This is a genomic window from Streptomyces sp. NPDC053431, from assembly GCF_044544925.1.
Taxonomy (GTDB): Bacteria; Actinomycetota; Actinomycetes; order Streptomycetales; family Streptomycetaceae; genus Streptomyces.
Genome location: NZ_JBITXX010000001.1, coordinates 582,931 through 599,549, shown reverse-complemented (window position 1 = coordinate 599,549; position 16,619 = coordinate 582,931). Strand labels below are relative to the sequence as shown.

The 16,619-nt window shown below is 74.3% G+C and carries 12 protein-coding genes; 8 read left to right on the top strand and 4 right to left on the bottom strand.

Annotated features, from left to right (window positions below):
* Nucleotides 1-10 precede the first annotated feature (10 nt).
* The 4 genes from ACIGXE_RS02545 to ACIGXE_RS02530 all read left to right on the top strand — a co-directional run bounded on the left by ACIGXE_RS02545 (nucleotide 11) and on the right by ACIGXE_RS02530 (nucleotide 6,059).
* The gene (locus ACIGXE_RS02545) at nucleotides 11-1,552 is read left to right on the top strand and encodes a GAF domain-containing protein (RefSeq protein WP_399741849.1); all 1,542 of its coding nucleotides are present in this window, start codon (nucleotides 11-13) and stop codon (nucleotides 1,550-1,552) included.
* A gap of 112 nt (nucleotides 1,553-1,664) precedes the next feature.
* Nucleotides 1,665-2,849, top strand: coding sequence for an MFS transporter (locus tag ACIGXE_RS02540; RefSeq protein ID WP_399743698.1), 1,185 nt, complete (start codon nucleotides 1,665-1,667; stop codon nucleotides 2,847-2,849).
* Nucleotides 2,850-2,869: 20 nt separating this feature from the next.
* Nucleotides 2,870-4,444, top strand: coding sequence for an acyl-CoA synthetase (locus ACIGXE_RS02535; protein ID WP_399741846.1), 1,575 nt, complete (start codon nucleotides 2,870-2,872; stop codon nucleotides 4,442-4,444).
* Between the two features lie 313 nt (nucleotides 4,445-4,757).
* Entirely contained in the window at nucleotides 4,758-6,059 is a 1,302-nt protein-coding gene (locus ACIGXE_RS02530; RefSeq protein WP_399743695.1) for a carboxyl transferase domain-containing protein, read from the top strand.
* Between the two features lie 28 nt (nucleotides 6,060-6,087).
* On the opposite strand, the gene ACIGXE_RS02525 is transcribed toward ACIGXE_RS02530, so the two are convergent.
* The 4 genes from ACIGXE_RS02525 to ACIGXE_RS02510 form a co-directional block, all read right to left on the bottom strand.
* Nucleotides 6,088-6,261: a hypothetical protein gene (locus tag ACIGXE_RS02525; protein WP_399741843.1), complete on the bottom strand. Its 174-nt coding sequence runs from the start codon at nucleotides 6,259-6,261 to the stop codon at nucleotides 6,088-6,090.
* A gap of 184 nt (nucleotides 6,262-6,445) precedes the next feature.
* The gene (locus ACIGXE_RS02520; RefSeq protein ID WP_399741841.1) at nucleotides 6,446-7,729 is read right to left on the bottom strand and encodes an MFS transporter; all 1,284 of its coding nucleotides are present in this window, start codon (nucleotides 7,727-7,729) and stop codon (nucleotides 6,446-6,448) included.
* Entirely contained in the window at nucleotides 7,726-8,190 is a 465-nt protein-coding gene (locus ACIGXE_RS02515) for a GNAT family N-acetyltransferase (protein WP_399741838.1), read from the bottom strand. Before ACIGXE_RS02515 ends, ACIGXE_RS02520 begins: the two co-directional genes overlap by 4 nt.
* A 41-nt stretch (nucleotides 8,191-8,231) precedes the next feature.
* The gene (locus ACIGXE_RS02510; protein ID WP_399741836.1) at nucleotides 8,232-8,744 is read right to left on the bottom strand and encodes a MarR family winged helix-turn-helix transcriptional regulator; all 513 of its coding nucleotides are present in this window, start codon (nucleotides 8,742-8,744) and stop codon (nucleotides 8,232-8,234) included.
* A gap of 127 nt (nucleotides 8,745-8,871) precedes the next feature.
* Between ACIGXE_RS02510 and ACIGXE_RS02505 the strand changes: the two genes are divergently transcribed.
* From ACIGXE_RS02505 to fxsT, 4 genes are all read left to right on the top strand, one after another.
* Nucleotides 8,872-9,288, top strand: a complete 417-nt coding sequence (locus ACIGXE_RS02505) for an organic hydroperoxide resistance protein (protein ID WP_399741833.1) — start codon at nucleotides 8,872-8,874, stop codon at nucleotides 9,286-9,288.
* A gap of 191 nt (nucleotides 9,289-9,479) precedes the next feature.
* Nucleotides 9,480-10,937 carry a hypothetical protein gene (locus ACIGXE_RS02500; RefSeq protein WP_399743692.1) on the top strand — a complete coding sequence of 486 codons (1,458 nt, stop codon included), beginning with the start codon at nucleotides 9,480-9,482 and terminating at the stop codon, nucleotides 10,935-10,937.
* Entirely contained in the window at nucleotides 10,934-12,139 is a 1,206-nt protein-coding gene (locus ACIGXE_RS02495) for an AAA family ATPase (RefSeq protein ID WP_399741830.1), read from the top strand. Before ACIGXE_RS02500 ends, ACIGXE_RS02495 begins: the two co-directional genes overlap by 4 nt.
* Nucleotides 12,139-16,590 (top strand): FxSxx-COOH system tetratricopeptide repeat protein, encoded by a 4,452-nt coding sequence (fxsT, locus tag ACIGXE_RS02490; RefSeq protein WP_399741827.1) that lies wholly within the window; start codon nucleotides 12,139-12,141, stop codon nucleotides 16,588-16,590. Before ACIGXE_RS02495 ends, fxsT begins: the two co-directional genes overlap by 1 nt.
* Nucleotides 16,591-16,619: the final 29 nt, after the last annotated feature.

Sequence of the window (16,619 nt, the reverse complement as noted above, 5' to 3'; positions counted from 1 at the left end):
CAATGACACCATGCCGATCATGGACGAGGACGCCTACGGAAACGACCTGGCGCCCCGGCTGCCCATGCTGCTCGAAGCCGTCCTCGGCGTCGGCACCGAGCTCGAACTGCGGACCACCCTCCAGCACATCGTGGACACCGCCACCGCGCTGACCGGGGCCCGCTACGGGGCGCTCGGGGTCGTCGACCCCGAGCGCCTGCGCATCACCGAGCTGTTCACCTCCGGCATGACCGAGGAGGAGCGGAGGCGGATCGGGCGGCTCCCCGACGGCCACACCGGGCTCCTCGGCGTCCTCGTCCGGGACCCGCAGCCGCTGCGGCTCGACGACCTGACCGCCGACCCGCGCTCCACCGGCGTCCCCGAGGGCCACCCCGAGATGCGTTCCTTCCTCGGGGTGCCCATCCGGGTGCACACCGAGGTGTTCGGCAACCTCTACCTCGCCGACAGGTCCACGGGCCCCTTCACCGACGAGGACCTGGCCCTGCTGCGCATCCTCGCCACCCAGGCCGGCATCGCCATCGGCAACGCCCGCCTGTACGAGACGGCCCGGCAGCGCGAGCGGTGGATCGAGGGCGCCGCGGCCGTGACGACCGCGCTGCTCACCGGGAAGCCGGCCGAGGACGCCCTCACGACCGTCGCCGAGCGGGCCAGGCTGCTCGCCGGCGCCTCGGCGGGCGTGGTGCTCCAGCCGACCGCGGAGGGCGGCATGGAGATCGTGGCGGCCTCCACCCCCGACGACCCCGGCGACCTGGTCGGCACCACGATCGCGCCCGGCTCCCCCGTCCTGGTCCAGCTGCTCGGCGGCGAGCCGGTGTTCGTCGAGGACTCGGCGACGGACCCCCGGATGACCACCCATGTGCGCAGCCGCTTCGGGCCGTCGATGATGCTGCCGCTGCAGAGCGGCGGACAGCTCATCGGCACCCTCGCCCTGCCCCGCCGGCGCGGCGACCGCCCGTACACGGCGGTGGACCGTCTCCTCGCCTCCCAGTTCGCCTCCCAGGCGGCGCTCGCGCTCGTCCTCGCCGACGCCCAGCACGACCGCGAGCGGCTCGCCGTCTACGAGGACCGCGACCGGATCGCCCGCGACCTGCACGACCTCGTCGTCCAACGCCTCTTCGCCACCGAGATGATGCTGGAGTCGACCCGGCGGCGGGCCGCCCTCCACGAGGTCGACACCCTCCTCGCCCGGGCCGTCGACGAACTGGACTCCACGATCCAGGAGGTCCGCACCACGATCTTCGCGCTCCAGCAGCCGCCGGCCGACGCCCCGGCCTCCTTCCGCGGCCGGGTGCTGCGCGAGACCGGCGGCGCGGCGGCGCTGCTGGGCTTCCAGCCCTCCGTGCACTTCTCCGGCGCCGTCGACACCCTCTCCGACGAGGCCTCCGCCGACCGGCTGCTCGCCGCGCTGCGCGGCGCGCTGGCCGTGGCCCACCGGCGGCCGGGCGTCCGCGCCGTGACGGTGGAGATCACCGCCGACGAGGCCGGACCGCGGCTGCGGTTCGAGGACGACGGTGAGCCGCCCACCGTGGTGACGTGGCCGCGGGAGGCGTGAGCCGGACTCCTCGTACGGAGCAGTCCGGCGCGCCGCGCCCGTCCACCGGATCTTGACTGAGGGCGTGGACACCGAAGCGAAGATCCCCACGGCCGCCTATCGCAACCTGCTCATGGCCACCGTCGGCTTCACGCTGACCTTCTGGGCCTGGGACCTGATCGCGCCGCTCGGCAGCTGGTACGGAGACCGGCTCGCGCTCAGCTCCTTCGAGCAGTCGCTGCTCGTCGCGATCCCCGTCCTGGTCGGCTCGCTCGGCCGGATCCCGGCCGGCGCGCTCACCGACCGGTACGGCGCGAAGACGATGTTCCCGCTGGTGTCGGCGCTGACGATCGTGCCCGTGCTGCTCCTGATCGTCGTCAAGGACTCGTACGGCCTGCTGCTGTGCGTGGCGTTCCTGCTCGGGCTCGGCGGCACGACCTTCGCCATCGGCATCCCGCTGGTCAACTCCTGGTTCCCGCCCGCCAAGCGCGGCTTCGCGCTGGGCGTCTTCGGCATGGGCATGGGCGGCGTGGCGCTCTCCGGCTACTTCACCCCGCGGATCGCCCGGCACGGCGAGAACCTGCCGTTCGTCGTCGTGGCCGTCGCCCTCGCCGCGTACGCCGTCCTCGCCGCGCTCCTCGTCACCGACCGCCCCGGCCGGCCGATCCCGGCCGCCTCCCTCGGGGAGCGGCTCGGCCGGGCCGGGCGGCTGCGGGTCACCTGGGAGCTGTCGGCGCTCTACGCGATCGGCTTCGGCGGCATCGTCGCCTTCGGCGTCTACCTGCCGACCTATCTGAAGACCTGGTACGAGCTCGACCCGACCGACGCGGGCACGAAGGCCGCCGGATTCGCCCTGGTGACGGTCGTCTTCCGGCCGATCGGCGGCTGGCTCTCGGACCGGGTCCACCCGGCCCTCGTGACGGCCGGCGCGCTCGGCGTCGTCGCCCTGCTCGCCATCGTCCAGGCCTTCGACCCGCCGCTGAACCCGGGCGGCACGACCGCCCTGCTCGTCATGGCCGCCGGCCTCGGCACCGCGAGCGGCTCCGTCTTCGCCCTGGTCTCCCAGGTCACCCCGCAGCCGCAGGTCGGCAGCGTGACCGGCATCGTCGGCGCGATGGGCGGCCTCGGCGGCTTCGTACCGCCGCTGGTCATGGGTGCGATCTACAGCGCCAAGGGCTCGTACTCGATCGGCTTCATGCTGCTGTCCGACCTGGCGCTCGCCGGCTGCGTCTACGCGTACGGGCGGATGCGGTACGTCCGCCCGGAGAGCGACACGCCCGTGCCGGACGTGAGCAAGGTCGCAGCACGCCGTCCCTGACGGCTGGGCAGAATGCGCCCATGAGCGCCCTGTTCCCGGCCCTGGAGGCCCCATCCGACCGACCCGCCCTGCGGTTCGGCGCCGACACCCTCACGTACCGGGAACTGGCGCGCGCCGCCGGCGCCCTGGCGCCCCGGCTCCTGGCGGCCGGCCGGGTCGCCGTCTGGGCCACGCCCACCGCGCGGACGGCCGTGGGCGTCGTGGCCGCGCTGCTCGCCGGCGTGCCGGCCGTCCCGCTCAACCCCCGCGTCGGGGAGCGCGAGCTGGCGCACATCCTCGGCGACAGCGAGCCCGGCGTGGTGCTCGCGGGCGCCGGCGACGCCCTGCCGGCGGCGCTGGCGGCGCTGCCGCGGATCGACGTCGAGGCGGAGGCGGGGGCCCGGAGGGGGGCCGGGACCGCCGTCGGGGCGGAGGCCGAGGTCGGGGCGGAGGCCGAGGTCGGGGCGGAGGCCGGGGTCGGGGCGGAGGCAGGGACGGAGGCCGGGGCCCGGGTGCCCCTCCGCTCGGAGCCGGAGGACCCCGAGACCCCCGCGCTGATCGTCTACACCTCGGGAACGACCGGCCCGCCCAAGGGCGTCGTCCTCTCCCGGCGGGCACTCGCCGCCTCCCTCGACGCGCTCGCGGACGCCTGGTCCTGGACGGACGCGGACGTCCTCGTGCACGGGCTGCCGCTGTTCCACGTCCACGGCCTCGTCCTCGGCGTCCTCGGCCCGCTGCGACGCGGCGGCGAACTGCGCCACCTGGGCGGCTTCTCCGTCGAGGGCGTCGCGAAGGAGCTCGGCGACGGCGGCGGGACGATGCTGTTCGGCGTGCCGACGATGTACCACCGGCTGGCGGAGGCGCTCCCCCACGACCCGGCGCTGGTACGCGCCCTGTCGGGTGCCCGGCTCCTCGTCTCCGGGTCGGCGGCGCTGCCCGTGCACGACCACGAGCGGATCACCGCGGCGACGGGGCGGACGGTGGTCGAGCGCTACGGCATGACCGAGACGCTCATGAACACCTCCGTCCCGGGGGGTTCGGGGCCGCGCCCCGGCTCGGTCGGGCTGCCGCTGAACGGCGTCGAACTGCGCCTGGCGGAGGAGGACGGCTCGGTGCTCGGCGCGGAGGCGTACGACGGCGAGACGGTCGGCGAGATCCAGGTGCGCGGACCGAACCTGTTCTCCGCGTACCTCAACCGCCCCGACGCGACCGCGGCCGCCTTCACCGAGGACGGCTGGTTCCGCACCGGCGACATGGCGGTGCGGGAGGCCGACGGCTACGTGCGGATCGTCGGCCGCAAGGCGACCGACCTCATCAAGAGCGGCGGCTACAAGATCGGCGCGGGGGAGATCGAGAACGCCCTGCTGGACCATCCGGAGGTGCGCGAGGCCGCCGTGACCGGCGCTCCCGACCCGGACCTGGGCGAGCGGATCGTGGCCTGGGTCGTCCCGGCGGACCCCGCCGCCCCGCCCGCGCCGGACGCGCTCGTCGCGCACGTCGCGGCCCAGCTGGCCCCGCACAAGCGTCCCCGCGAGGTGCGCTTCCTGACGGCGCTGCCCCGCAACGACATGGGCAAGGTCCTGAAGAAGGCCCTCCAGGAGCCCGCCCGTGACTGAGCGCCTGTCCGCCCGGGAGGCGGTCGCCCTGGTGACGGACGACTTCGTCGAGCTCACCGCCCCTCCGGCGCCCGCGCCCGGCCGGGCCGCGCGGGAGGACTGGCTCCCGGAGGACGCCACTCCCACGACGCCCGCCCCCGCGACGGCGGCCGACTGGACACCCGAGGGCGCGGACCTTGCGGACACGGTTTCTGAGAACGCGGTCCCTGAGGACGCGGCCTTCGATTCCCTGGCCCCGGGGAACGCGGCTCCCCAGCAGGCGACTTCGCAGCACACGGCTCCGCAGGACGCGTTTCCCGAGAACGCGCCTCCCGTGCCCGGCCCGTCGGCCGGTGCCGACGGCCCCCTCGGCTGGCCCGGTTACGACGCCTCGCGGGCCCGGGCCGGCGCCCGCACCGGCGAGGACGAGTCGGTGCGGTACGGCACCGCGACCGTCGGCGGGCTGCGTTGCGTCCTCGTGGTGTTCGAGTTCGGCTTCCTCGGCGGCTCGCTCGGCCGGGCGGCGGGCGACCGGCTGGTCGCCGCGTTCCGTGCGGCGGCCGAGCGGCGGCTCCCGCTGGTGTCGCTGGTCGCGACCGGCGGCAGCCGGATGCAGGAGGGCATGATCGCCCTCACCCAGCTGCAGCGCGTCGCCGCCGAGACCGTCCGCCTCCGCGCCGCCGGCGTCCCCCACGTGACCGTGCTGCGCGACCCCACGACCGGCGGCGGCTGGGCCACCGTCGGCGCGGGCGCCGACGTCGTCCTCGCCCTGCCCACGGCCCAGGTCGCGTTCGCGGGCTCCCGTGTGCGCCCCTCGGACGCCGACCCCGCCGCGTACACGGCGGAGGACCAGCACGCCCACGGCCATGTGGACGCGCTCGTACCGCCGGAGCGGCTGCGTCGGACCCTGGCGCTGTGGCTACGGCTGCTGACCCCGGCGGCCGGGCCGGCGCCGGCCGCCGCTCCCCCGCCCCACGCCCTCGGCGACCTCGGCCTGCCCGGCACCGGGTGGGCGGCCGTCCAGGCGGCGCGGGCCGCGGGCCGCCCCCGGGCCGGGGCCTACCTGGACGCGTACTTCGAGGTGCGCGCGGCGGTCCGCGGGGACCGGGCCGGGGGCGTGGATCCCGGCGTGGAGTGCGGTTTCGGGCTGCGCGAGGGGCGGGTCGTGGCGTACGCGGCGCAGGACGGCGGGGCCACCCGGCCGGCCGGCTTCCGGACCGTGGCGCGGCTCGTCCGGCTCGCGGACCGGCTCGGGATCCCGGTCCTGACGCTGGTCGACACCCCGGGCGCGGCCAACGACGCCGCCGCCGAGCGGGCCGGGGCGGGCCCGGCCATCGCGGAGGCCTTCGCGGCGATCGCGGGGGCCCGCGTCCCCGTCACGTCGCTGCTGGTCGGCGAGGGCGGCTCCGGCGGTGCGCTCGCGCTCGCCGCGCCCGGCAACACCTGGGCCACCCCGGACAGTTACTTCTCCGTCATCGCGCCCGAGCTCGCCGCGCAGATCCTCAAGCGCCCGCCGGACCTGGTCCCGGAGACGGCCGAGCGGCTGCGGCTGCGGCCCCAGGACCTCGTGGAGCTGGGCGTCGTGCGCGGCATCGTCCGCGGGGAGGCGGGGCAGCACGAAGCCCCCTCGGCGTGAGGGGGCTTCGCCGCGGTCCGGGTGACGATCAGCCGATGTCGCCCGCGCAGGAGCTGAAGTCCTCGCAGACCACGACCGTGTTGTCCACCACGGTCACGCTGGGGCCGTCGCCTTCGTCGAGGTACCCGTGGGCGAGGGCGGTGCCCGAACCCGAGAGGACGACGGCGGCGGCCAGGGCGGCCGTGGCGATGAACTTGCGCATGAAAACCTCCTGAGGAGCGGAGTTGCTCATGCGGAGCCTCTCGGCGGCATAGGCCCTCGGCAAGCGCCCGCGCCCGGACCGGGCCGGGGGATGACCCGTTCGGCGGGGGCGCATTCGCATCACGCCCACCACCCGGATGATCTCCCCGCGCGCCGCTCCCGTGGGCTCGCGGGCGGCCGCCGGCTCAGGCCGTGGGGTTGCGCGCGTCGTACCGCCGGAAGCCCTTGCCGTAGAGGGCGAGCAGCCCGATGGCGAGCACGCAGGCGAGGCCGCCGCCGGTGATCGCCACGGCCGGCGAGGTGAGGTCGGCGACGGACCCGGCGAGGAAGTCGCCGAGCCGGGGGCCGCCGGCCACGACCACGATGAAGACTCCTTGGAGCCGGCCCCGCATCTCGTCCGGGGCCGCCACCTGCATCATCGTGTTCCGGAAGATCATCGAGACGGTGTCGGAGTAGCCGGCGACGGCGAGCAGCAGCAGTCCGAGCCACAGCTCGCGGGTGAGGCCGAAGGCGGCGATCGCGGTGCCCCACGCGGCGACCGAGAGGAGGATCGCCTGCCCGTGGTGGCGGATCCGGCCCTGCCAGCCGGACAGCACCCCGCCGAGGAGCGCGCCGAACGCCGGGGCTGCGACGAGGAGTCCGGTGGTGCGGGCGTCCCCGCCGTACCAGAGGACGGCCACGGCCGGGAACAGCGCGCGCGGATGGGCCAGGATCATCGCGCAGAAGTCGGAGAAGAACGTCATGCGCAGATTGGGCCGGGTGGCCAGGAAGCGCAGCCCGTCGAGGACGGAGGCCCGCTTGCGGCCCTCGCCCGGCGGCGTCCCCGGGCCACCGGCGCGTTCCGGCAGCATCGAGGGCAGCCGCCACATCGCGTAGAGGGAGGCGGAGAAGGCGATCGCGTCGATCAGGTACGCCGTCTGGTAGCCGGCCAGTCCGACGATCACGCCGCCGAGGCTGGGCCCGACGAGCGTGCCGAAGGTGGTGGTCATCGAGTTGAGCGCGTTGGCGGCGCGCAGCTGCTCGGGCGGCAGCAGCCGGGGGATCATCGAGCTGCGCGCGGGCGCGTTGAGCGCGGCGCAGACCGCCTGGAGGGCGACGATCCCGTAGAGGAACCAGACCTGGTGGAAGCCGGCGAACGCGGCGGCCGCGAGGCCGGCCGAGAGCACGGCCAGGCCGGTGGAGCTGGCGAGGCCGAGCTTGCGGCGGTCGACGGTGTCGGCGATGGCGCCGCCGTACAGGCCGAACACGACGAGCGGGACGAGGGAGAAGAGCCCGACGAGGCCGACGGCGAACGGCGAGCGGGTGATGTCGTAGACCTGGAGCGAGATCGCGAGGGTGGTCATGCCCTGGCCGACCCAGGTGACGCTGTTGCCGAACCAGAGGCGGCGGTAGTCGGCGGAGGTGCGCAGCGGGGTGAGGTCGGCGAGGACCCGGCGGCTCGCGGGTCCGGCCTCCTGGGTGGCGGTCACGCGGCGCCGGCCGTGACGGCGAGGTCGTAGCGCAGTTCGGGGCGGGCCCAGTGCACGTGTCCGGTGGGCTGGACGGTCCCGGTGCGGCGGGCGCCGGTGCGCAGGTAGAACTCCTCGGCGGGCGGGTGGGCGACCACGCGTATCGTGTCGAGCCCGGCGGCCCGCCCCTCGCCGATCATGTGCTCGATGAGCATCCGGCCGATGCCGAGGCCCTGGGCCCGGTCGGCCACGAAGGCGAGGTCGAGTTCGGCCTCGTCGAGGAGCAGGGCGTAGAAGCCGAGCACGCGGCCGTCGGCGTCGACGGCGACGTGGACGGGGTGGTGCTCGATGTAGGCCCCGCCGACCTGGTAGCCGTCCACCATGGCCGCGTACTCGCCCGCGTAGGCGGAGGAGGTCCGGACGAGCTGGGTGAGCCGCTTGGCGTCGGCGGCGGTGGCGCGCCGCAGAGTGATGTCGGGCATGGCCCGAGTATAGGATCGGCCTGCCGATCCGATCCTTACATTTAGATGTCGGACGCAGGTACCGCGCCGACGCAGCGCGCCACGTCCTCCGGGTCGACGGCGTCGAGCCGGGCGGCGAGCGCGTGCAGCCGGTCGCGCAGCTCCTGGATCTCCGCGAGGTCGAGCCCGGTCGCCGCGGCGATCCCCCGCGGCACCCCGAGCGCCTTCTCCCGCAGCGCGGCCCCGCCGTCGGTGACCCGCACGGTGACGGACCGCTCGTCCTCCGCGCTGCGCCGGCGCTCGACGTGCCCGGCCGCCTCCAGACGCTTGAGCAGCGGCGACAGGGTGCCGGAGTCGAGGTGCAGCCGCTCCCCGATCCCCTTCACGGGGAGCTCCCCGTGCTCCCACAGGACCAGCATCACCAGGTACTGGGGATAGGTGAGCCCGAGCTCCTTGAGCGCGCCCCGGTAGACGCCGTTGAAGGCGCGGGTGGCGGCGTGCAGGGAGAAGCAGATCTGACTGTCGAGCCGGAGGAAGTCCTCGCCGGCGGGGCGGTCGGTGGTGGGTCGGTCCATGGGTTCCAGAGTACGGGAGACGCGCATCACACGCGATTGAGTTGTGCGCAACTTAATCGCGCACTAATAATTGCGGAGGCAGCACGACACACCGCCCCTCCTCCAGGGGCCGAGGACAGGACTCCCCATGGACGCGATCTACACCGCAGTCGCCACCGCCAACGGCCGCGAGGGCCGCGCCGTCAGCTCCGACGGCCACATCGACCTCCCCCTCGCCCACCCCGTCGCCCTCGGCGGCAACGGCCAGGGCACCAACCCGGAGCAGCTGTTCGCCGCCGGCTACGCGGCCTGCTTCGCCAGCGCCATGGGCGTCGTGGCCCGCCAGGAGAAGATCGACATCTCGGAGGCCTCCGTCACCGCCGAGGTCTCCATCGGCAAGGACGCCGCCGACGGCGGCTTCGGCCTGGCCGTCGTGATGCGCGCCGAGTTCCCCGAGCACCTGCAGGGCGAGGCCGGAGCGGCGCTGCTGGAGAAGACCCACGCCTTCTGCCCGTACTCGAAGGCCACCCGGGGCAACATCACGGTGGAGCTGGTCGTCGAGTAGAGGCAACCAACCCGCCTCACGGGGTGGCGACGCGTCAGGCCCGGGTCATACCCTTGTCCGTGGGCGACGGCGCCCGGACTGACCGTCTCCGAACCGGAGTTGGGATCATCGGAGCCGTGACGGGGGGGCTTTTGTTCGATGGGGGCCACGGCGCTTACGCACCGGAGTTCGAGCGTGAGCTGGTGGATCAGATGTGCGCGGTGACCGGGCTCGACGCCCCACCCGGGCGGGATCTGCTGATCAGCATGCTCACGGAACGGTTACCCGAACTGGGTAACGTCCAGCGGCACGGCCGCACGCGCCTGGAGATGCTGGAGATCGTCCGCGCCTGCCTGCGCGAGCCGCGCGGTCTGCGCGAGCTGCTCGACACCCTGACCGTCTACGACCCCGGATCCGCCCCCGTGCTCCGGATCCGGGAGCTCGTCACCACCTCGCCCCCGGTGCTCGAGGTGCTGCCCGAGGCGGCGTTACAGGACGTGCGCGCGCTGCTGGACCGCGTCCGGCACCTCGACGCCCACGGCACGCTGTACGCGGCGGCCGGGGACCTCCCGCTCCCGCCGCGCCCCGTGACCACGCTCGTCGAGGCCTTCGACTTCCTCGGCCGGGTCAACGCCCGCCCCGACGGGCTGCTCCCGGTGATGGTCCTGGTCGAGCACGTGATCACCGCGCTCCACGGGTCCGACGCCCACCGGCAGGTCGCCGCCGGGCTGCGCGAGTGGAACGACGTCCAGGCCGCCAAGCTCGGCCTCACGCCGCAGCTGGAGGCGGTACGCGCGGACGTGACCCGGGGCCCCGCGGCACAACCAGCGCCCGCCTGTCTCGTTGTCCAGTTGTGCAGACACGGAATGGAGCCGGACCGGTATCTGCTCTCCCACTGGCGCCAGATCCGACCCGGCCCCTGGCGACCGGAGCGCGGAGAGGACCGGCTCGTGTCCCTCGACGAGGTCGGGGCCGTGGTGGAACAGCTGGTCGACCAGGCGGAGCAGGACTGGGCCGGGCGCCCCGGCCGGCCGGTGATGGAGTTCGTGCTCCCCGTCCATCTGCTGAACCAGCCGCTGGAGTGGCTGCCGCTGGGGTCCGACTCGCCCGTCTCGACGGCCCTGTGCCTGAGCTACCCGGTGGTGCTGCGCAGCCTGGAACGCATGCGGAAACCCCAGCTCCACCGGCGCTGGCACAACCGCTGGCAGCAGCTGCAGAACAGCCCCGACAGCGGCTGCCACTGGGACACGGCGGGCAGTCGCGGTCACGACCCCGGCCGGTGGGCCAGCGCGCTCACCAGCGACGAGCGGCTGGTCTCCGTCGCCCTCAACGCTCCTCCGCTGCCGGGATCCGGCGGCAGCCGGGCCTCGCTGGAGTCGGCCCTGTTCGCCGGGGTACCGATGGCCGTATGGGACCGCCGCCCGGCGGTGCCCGACTTCCGCAAGCGCGCCAGGAAGCTGATGAAGGGCAGGGCCGCCGAACTGCCGCAGCGCGTGCAGCAGTTGCGGCACGAGGCGGCCACCGCCGCCGCGGCGCAACGGGACGTCCACATGGGACGGCACCTGGCGGTCCTCTTCGACGACCCGAACCGACTCGTCGACTGGTCCGGCTCGCCCGGGGCGGACGCCTGGAACGCGCGCGGCGGACACGACGAGGAGGGGGAATCATGAGCGGTGTCCATCACCCGTTCCACAGCGACCGGAACGGAGGGCCCGTCACCAGCCGCAGCTGGTGGATCTACCGAGGCACCGGACAGCCGCTGACGGACATCCGCCTCGGCGACATCCTGCCGCCGCCACCCGGCTGGCGGGACTTCGACGGCGGCCCCGTGCTGCCTCCCGTACCGGCCGAGAGCGCCGAGACCGACCGCCGGCTCGGCGCCGTGGGCCGCGCCACCCCCCGGCAGGACCCGCACGACATCGACCTGATCAACACGGCCCTGCTGCTCCGCAGGCCCCTGCTCGTGACCGGGCGGCCCGGCATCGGCAAGTCCACCCTCGCCTACCTGGTGGCCCGCGAGCTGGGTCTGGGCCGCGTCCTCCACTGGGGCATCACGTCCCGCAGCACCCTGCGCTCGGGCCTGTACGAGTACGACGCCATCGGCCGCGCCCAGGCCTCCCTGGGGCGGGTCCGGACCGGCGCCCCGTTCACCGGCGTCCCCGTACCGGCCCAGGCGACCGGCTCCCCCGACGAGGCGTCCGCACCGCTCCCGGACGGCGGCGGGAGCGGCGGCGCGGGCGTCGGCGGCCACGGTGTCGACGGCGCCAACGGCGGTGGCGGCGGCGAGAACGGGGCCCGGATCGGGGACTTCGTGCGGCTCGGCCCGCTGGGTACCGCGCTCCTGCCCTACGCGCTCCCCCGCGTCCTGCTCATCGACGAGCTGGACAAGAGCGACATCGACCTGCCCAACGACCTCCTGCACGTCCTGGAGAACGGCTCCTACGACATCCCCGAGCTGGTCCGCGCCCGCCACCACGAGGGCCGCGCCCAGGTGTTCACCGACGACCCCGACGGCACCGTCACGGTGACCGACGGACGCGTCCGCTGCCGGGCCTTCCCCTTCATCGTGATCACCAGCAACGGCGAGCGGCAGTTCCCGCCGGCCTTCCTCCGCCGCTGCGTCCGGCTCGACGTCTCGCCGCCGCGCGAGGACCAGCTCGCCGCCATGATCGCCGCCCACTTCCGCGACCAGGGCGGCCGGCACGACGCCATGATCAGGGAGTTCATGGAGCGCAGCAAGGAACACGGCGGCCTCGCCACCGACCAGCTGCTGAACGCGATCTTCCTGCGGACGGCCGGCGTCCGGGAGGACGACGAGGCCTGGAGCGAGCTCCTGGACGCGCTCTGGCGTCAACTGTCGGGAGCACCCTGATGGACGACGACGCCCGTTCGCTTCCCGAGGCCTTCGAAGTGGCGGAGGCACTGTGGCTGCACGCGTACCAGACGCTCGCCGCCCGGCTCCCCCCGTCCACCGATCCGCCGCAGACCCGGCCGGTGACCCCGCCCGGTCTCTCCGGGCTGCCCGGAACCGACCGGCCGCCTCCGGCGGACGGATCCCCCGACGGTGCGTCCGGCGCGGAGGACGACTCCGGTACGGGACGTCCGGACGAAGCGCCCGGCGGCATCCGGTCCCCCGCCGAGTCGTCCCGGCCGGGCCACTCGGACCCGCTCACGCCCCGAAGACCGACGGCGTCCGCCGCCCACCCCGTACGGGAGTTCCAGAACGGGTACGTCCGGGCCGAGCCGCTGCCCGATCTGCGCGACGCGCCGGAGATCAGCCGCCGGCTGCGCCCGCTGAAGCAGGTGGTCCCCTCCCGGACCGACGTGGAGCTGGACGAGGAGGCCACGGCCGAGCACGCCGCCGAGGCCGGGCTGTGGATGCCCTGGATCCGGGCGGCGGACGAGCGCCGCTTCGACCTGGTGCTCGTGGTGGACGACCACGCGACCATGGCGATCTGGGACCAGACCGTCGCCGAGTTCACCGCCCTGGCCGAGCAGCTGGGGGCCTTCCGGGACGTACGGGTCCGGCGGCTCGGCCTGCTCGAGACCCCCGAGGGCGCGCAGGCGGTGCTGCGCGGCCCGCACGGGGACGAGGCCGTCGGCGTCCCCGCCGAGCTGGCGGACCGCACCGGCCGGCGCATCGTCCTCGTCCTGACCGACGCCCTGGGACCGCTGTGGACGACCGGCGCCGGCCTGGACGCCCTGGAGGTGTGGGCGACGGCCGGACCGACGGCCATGGTGCACCTGCTGTCCCAGCGGGACTGGCACCGCACCCCGCTGACGCCCTGGCGGGTACGGCTGCGCAGCCCGCGCGCGGCAGCCCGTAACACCGAGCTGTCGGTGTCCTTCCCGCCGGAGGAGCGCGACCCGTTCGACCCGCCGCCGGAGACCTGGCGGGTCGCCGTCCCGGTCCTCGAACTGGCCGCCGACTGGCTGGGCCGCTGGGCCTCGCTCGTGGCCGGCGAGGAGACCGGCTGGCTCGACGCCACCGTCCTGCTGCTCGGCGCTCCCGGCCGCGCCGAGCCGGAACCCGCCGAGCCGCCGGCCGCGTCACCGGAGCCGTCCGTCCAGGAGCGCATCCGCCGCTTCCGCAGTCACGCCACCCCCACCGCCTTCCGGCTCGCCACCCATCTGGCCGCCGCGATCCTGGAGCCGCGCCTGGTGCGGGACGTGCGCCGCACCCTCGTACCGGAGGCGCGGCCGGTCCACGTGGCCGAGCTGTTCCTGAGCGGCCTCGTCGAGCAGGCCCCGCCCGACGAACCGCCGGGCACCGTCCTCCAGGCGGCGCCGCTGGACTTCGTCGACGGAGCGCGCGAGGCCCTGCTCTCCAGCGCGATGCGGGCGGACACGGCGCGGGTGGCGCGCTCGGTGTCCGACTTCTTCGGCGCCCGTTCCGAGGCCGCGAGGGGGCTGCACGGCGCCCTGCTCGCCCCGGAGGAGGCGCCCGACCCGCCGCTGACGGCGGAGAGTCTCCCGTTCGTCCGGGTCGAGCTCGCCATTCTGCGGGCTCTGTCCGGGCCCTACCTGCTCCGGGCCCATCGGATCAGCGCCGCCCTGGAGGGCGGTTCACCGGGAGCGTCGCTCATACCGAACGCCGCAGCATTGGTCCACGATATCCGCAATACACCAGAAGATACCGACACGGGCGGCCTTGCCATGACCGACAGCACTGCCAGTCAGCACCAGCGTGAAGAGGGAGGGACCTTGAACGGGACCCGGGTCCAGTCGCTCCCGGCCCCGAGTCCCGACGGGCAGTCGAGTGCCCACCAGACCCCGCCAACCGGCACGCCGATCCCGGGCCCTGCCGCACCGCAGCCCTCCCGGCCACGCAACGCCGTGCCCTCCGTCTGGGGCAACGTCCCCCCCAACAACCCCAACTTCGTCGGCCGCGAGGACCTCCTGGCGCAGGTGCGCGAGCAGCTCCTCACCGGCGACACCTCGGCGGTGCTGCCGCACACCCTGCACGGCATGGGCGGCGTCGGGAAGTCGCAGATCGCCATCGAGTACGTGTACCGGTACGCGTCCGACTACGACATCGTCTGGTGGATCCCCTCCGAGCAGCCGACGATGATCCTCACCGCGCTCACCGAACTCGCCCAGCGCATGGGCCTGAACGTGAGCAGCGAGGCCAACCGGGCCGTGCCCGCCGTCCGTGAGGCGCTGCGCCGGGGAGAGCCCTACAGCAGGTGGCTCCTGGTGTTCGACAACGCCGAGAACGTGGAGGCCGTCCGCCCCTACTTCCCCACCGGCGGAACGGGGAAGATCCTCATCACCTCCCGGAACCAGGAGTGGGACCGGGTGGCCCGGACGCTGTCGGTGGACGTCTTCACCCGCGAGGAGAGCAAGGCGCTGCTCCGCCGGCGCGCCCGCGACCTGAGCGACGAGGACGCCGACAAGCTCGCCGAGGCGCTGGGCGACCTGCCGCTCGCCATCGAGCAGGCGGCGGCCTGGCAGGCCGTGACCGGCATGGCCGTGCCGGACTACCTGCGGCTGATCAACGAGAAGATCGCGGAACTGATGCTCGAACTCGTCCCGTCGCCGGACTACCCGATGTCGGTGGCCGCCGCCTGGGACGTCTCGCTGCGCCAGCTCGAACAGCGCAACCCGGCGGCGCTCCAACTCCTCCAGGTCTGCTCCTTCTTCGCCCCCGAGCCGATCTCGCGCTCGCTCTTCAACAACTCGCGGAGCACCACCATCGCCCCCGAGCTGGACGACGCGCTGCGGCACCCGATCAAGCTCGGCCGGGCCATCCGCGAGATCAACGTCTACGCCCTGGCGCGGATCGAGCACCGGCACGACACCATCCAGCTGCACCGACTGGTGCAGGCCGTGCTGGTCAACCGCATGTCGCCGCAGCAGCAGGCCGACATGCGGCACGGCGCGCACCTGCTGCTCGCCGACGCCAACCCCAACAGCCCCGGCTCGCGCGAGCTCTGGCCGCGCTACCAGGCGCTGCTGCCGCACGTCGTGGTGTCCCGGGCCGTGGAGTGCGAGTCCCCCTGGGTGCGCGGCCTGCTCCGCGGCATGGTCGAGTTCCTCTACGTCTGGGGCGACCACGCGGGCTCGGCGGCGATGGCCCGGGAGGCGCTGGAGATCTGGACCGAGAAGTTCGGCGAGGAGGACCAGCAGACCCTGGAGATGGCGAAATGGCTGGCCTTCATCCTGCGCACGCTCGGTGAGTACCAGGAAGCCGCCGCCATGATGCAGCGCACCGCCGACACCTACCTGCGGACCGCTGGCGAGGACGACGAGGGCACCCTCGACGCCCTCATCCAGCTGTGCAGCGGTCTGCGGCTGCGGGCCGAGATGGCCCGGGGCCTGGAGATCAACCGTTCGGTGTACGAGCGCTCCCTGCGGGCCTTCGGCGAGGACGACCCGGCCGCCCTGCGCGCCGCGCACAGCCTGGGCGTCGGCCTGCGCCTGATGGGCCTCTACAAGGAGGCCCGCACGTACGACACGGAGACGGCCCGGCTGCGCGCCCTCAACCTGGGCGAGAACCACTTCGACACCCTGAACACCCTCAGCGGCCTGTCCATCGACATCCGCGAGACCGGCGACTACCGGGAGGCCGCCGCCCACCAGGAGGACGTCTACGCCCGCTACTGCCTCCACTTCGGCGAGGACACCCCCGCCAGCCTCGGCTGCGCCCGCGTCCTCGCGGTGTGCCGCCGCCGCGCCGGTGACCACGCCGGGGCGCTGGCCCTCGGGGAGTCGGTGTGGACGAAGTTCGTGAACCGCTACGGCCCCGACCACCCCGACGCCGTCGCCTGCGCGGCCAACCTGGTCGTGGACCTGCGGCAGGACGGGCAGCTGCGGCGTTCGCGGGAGCTCGGCGAGGCGACGGTCGAGCGGTACGCGGCGAAGCTCGGCGACGACCACCCGTACACCCTGTCGGCCCGCGTCAACCTCGCCATCACCCTGCGCCACCTGGACGACCTCGCCGCCGCGGGTGCGCACATGGCGGCGGCCCTGCCCGGCCTGCGCGAGAAGCTGGGCGAGGAGCACATCCTCACCGTGACCGCGGCCCTCGGCACCGCCAGCCAGTACGCCGCCGAGGGGCGGCACGCGGAGGCCCTGGAACTGGACGAGCGGGCCCTGGAGATCCTGACCCGGGACCACGGCGCGGACCACCCGACGACGCTGGCCTGCGCCAACAACAAGGTCCTCGACCTGCGCGCGCTGGACCGCGACACCGAGGCCACGGCCCTGCACATCGAGACCCTGGCGCGCTTCCGCCAGCGGCTCGGCGAGGACCACCCGGCGACGGCGTCCTCGGCGAACGGCCGGCGGGCCGACGTGGACATCGCGCCGGTGCCGTTCTAGGGAGCGGGGCGCGTACGACGAAGCCGGCC

What these genes read in the sequence shown, in the direction of transcription:
- ACIGXE_RS02525 (WP_399741843.1), bottom strand. Translation starts at nt 6,261, where the DNA reads ATGCGCAAGTTCATCGCCACGGCCGCCCTGGCCGCCGCCGTCGTCCTC.
- ACIGXE_RS02510 (WP_399741836.1), bottom strand. Translation starts at nt 8,744, where the DNA reads ATGGACCGACCCACCACCGACCGCCCCGCCGGCGAGGACTTCCTCCGG.
- ACIGXE_RS02495 (WP_399741830.1), top strand. Translation starts at nt 10,934, where the DNA reads ATGAGCGGTGTCCATCACCCGTTCCACAGCGACCGGAACGGAGGGCCC.
- ACIGXE_RS02535 (WP_399741846.1), top strand. Translation starts at nt 2,870, where the DNA reads ATGAGCGCCCTGTTCCCGGCCCTGGAGGCCCCATCCGACCGACCCGCC.
- ACIGXE_RS02515 (WP_399741838.1), bottom strand. Translation starts at nt 8,190, where the DNA reads ATGCCCGACATCACTCTGCGGCGCGCCACCGCCGCCGACGCCAAGCGG.
- ACIGXE_RS02540 (WP_399743698.1), top strand. Translation starts at nt 1,665, where the DNA reads ATGGCCACCGTCGGCTTCACGCTGACCTTCTGGGCCTGGGACCTGATC.
- ACIGXE_RS02500 (WP_399743692.1), top strand. Translation starts at nt 9,480, where the DNA reads ATGTGCGCGGTGACCGGGCTCGACGCCCCACCCGGGCGGGATCTGCTG.
- ACIGXE_RS02505 (WP_399741833.1), top strand. Translation starts at nt 8,872, where the DNA reads ATGGACGCGATCTACACCGCAGTCGCCACCGCCAACGGCCGCGAGGGC.
- fxsT (WP_399741827.1), top strand. Translation starts at nt 12,139, where the DNA reads ATGGACGACGACGCCCGTTCGCTTCCCGAGGCCTTCGAAGTGGCGGAG.
- ACIGXE_RS02545 (WP_399741849.1), top strand. Translation starts at nt 11, where the DNA reads ATGCCGATCATGGACGAGGACGCCTACGGAAACGACCTGGCGCCCCGG.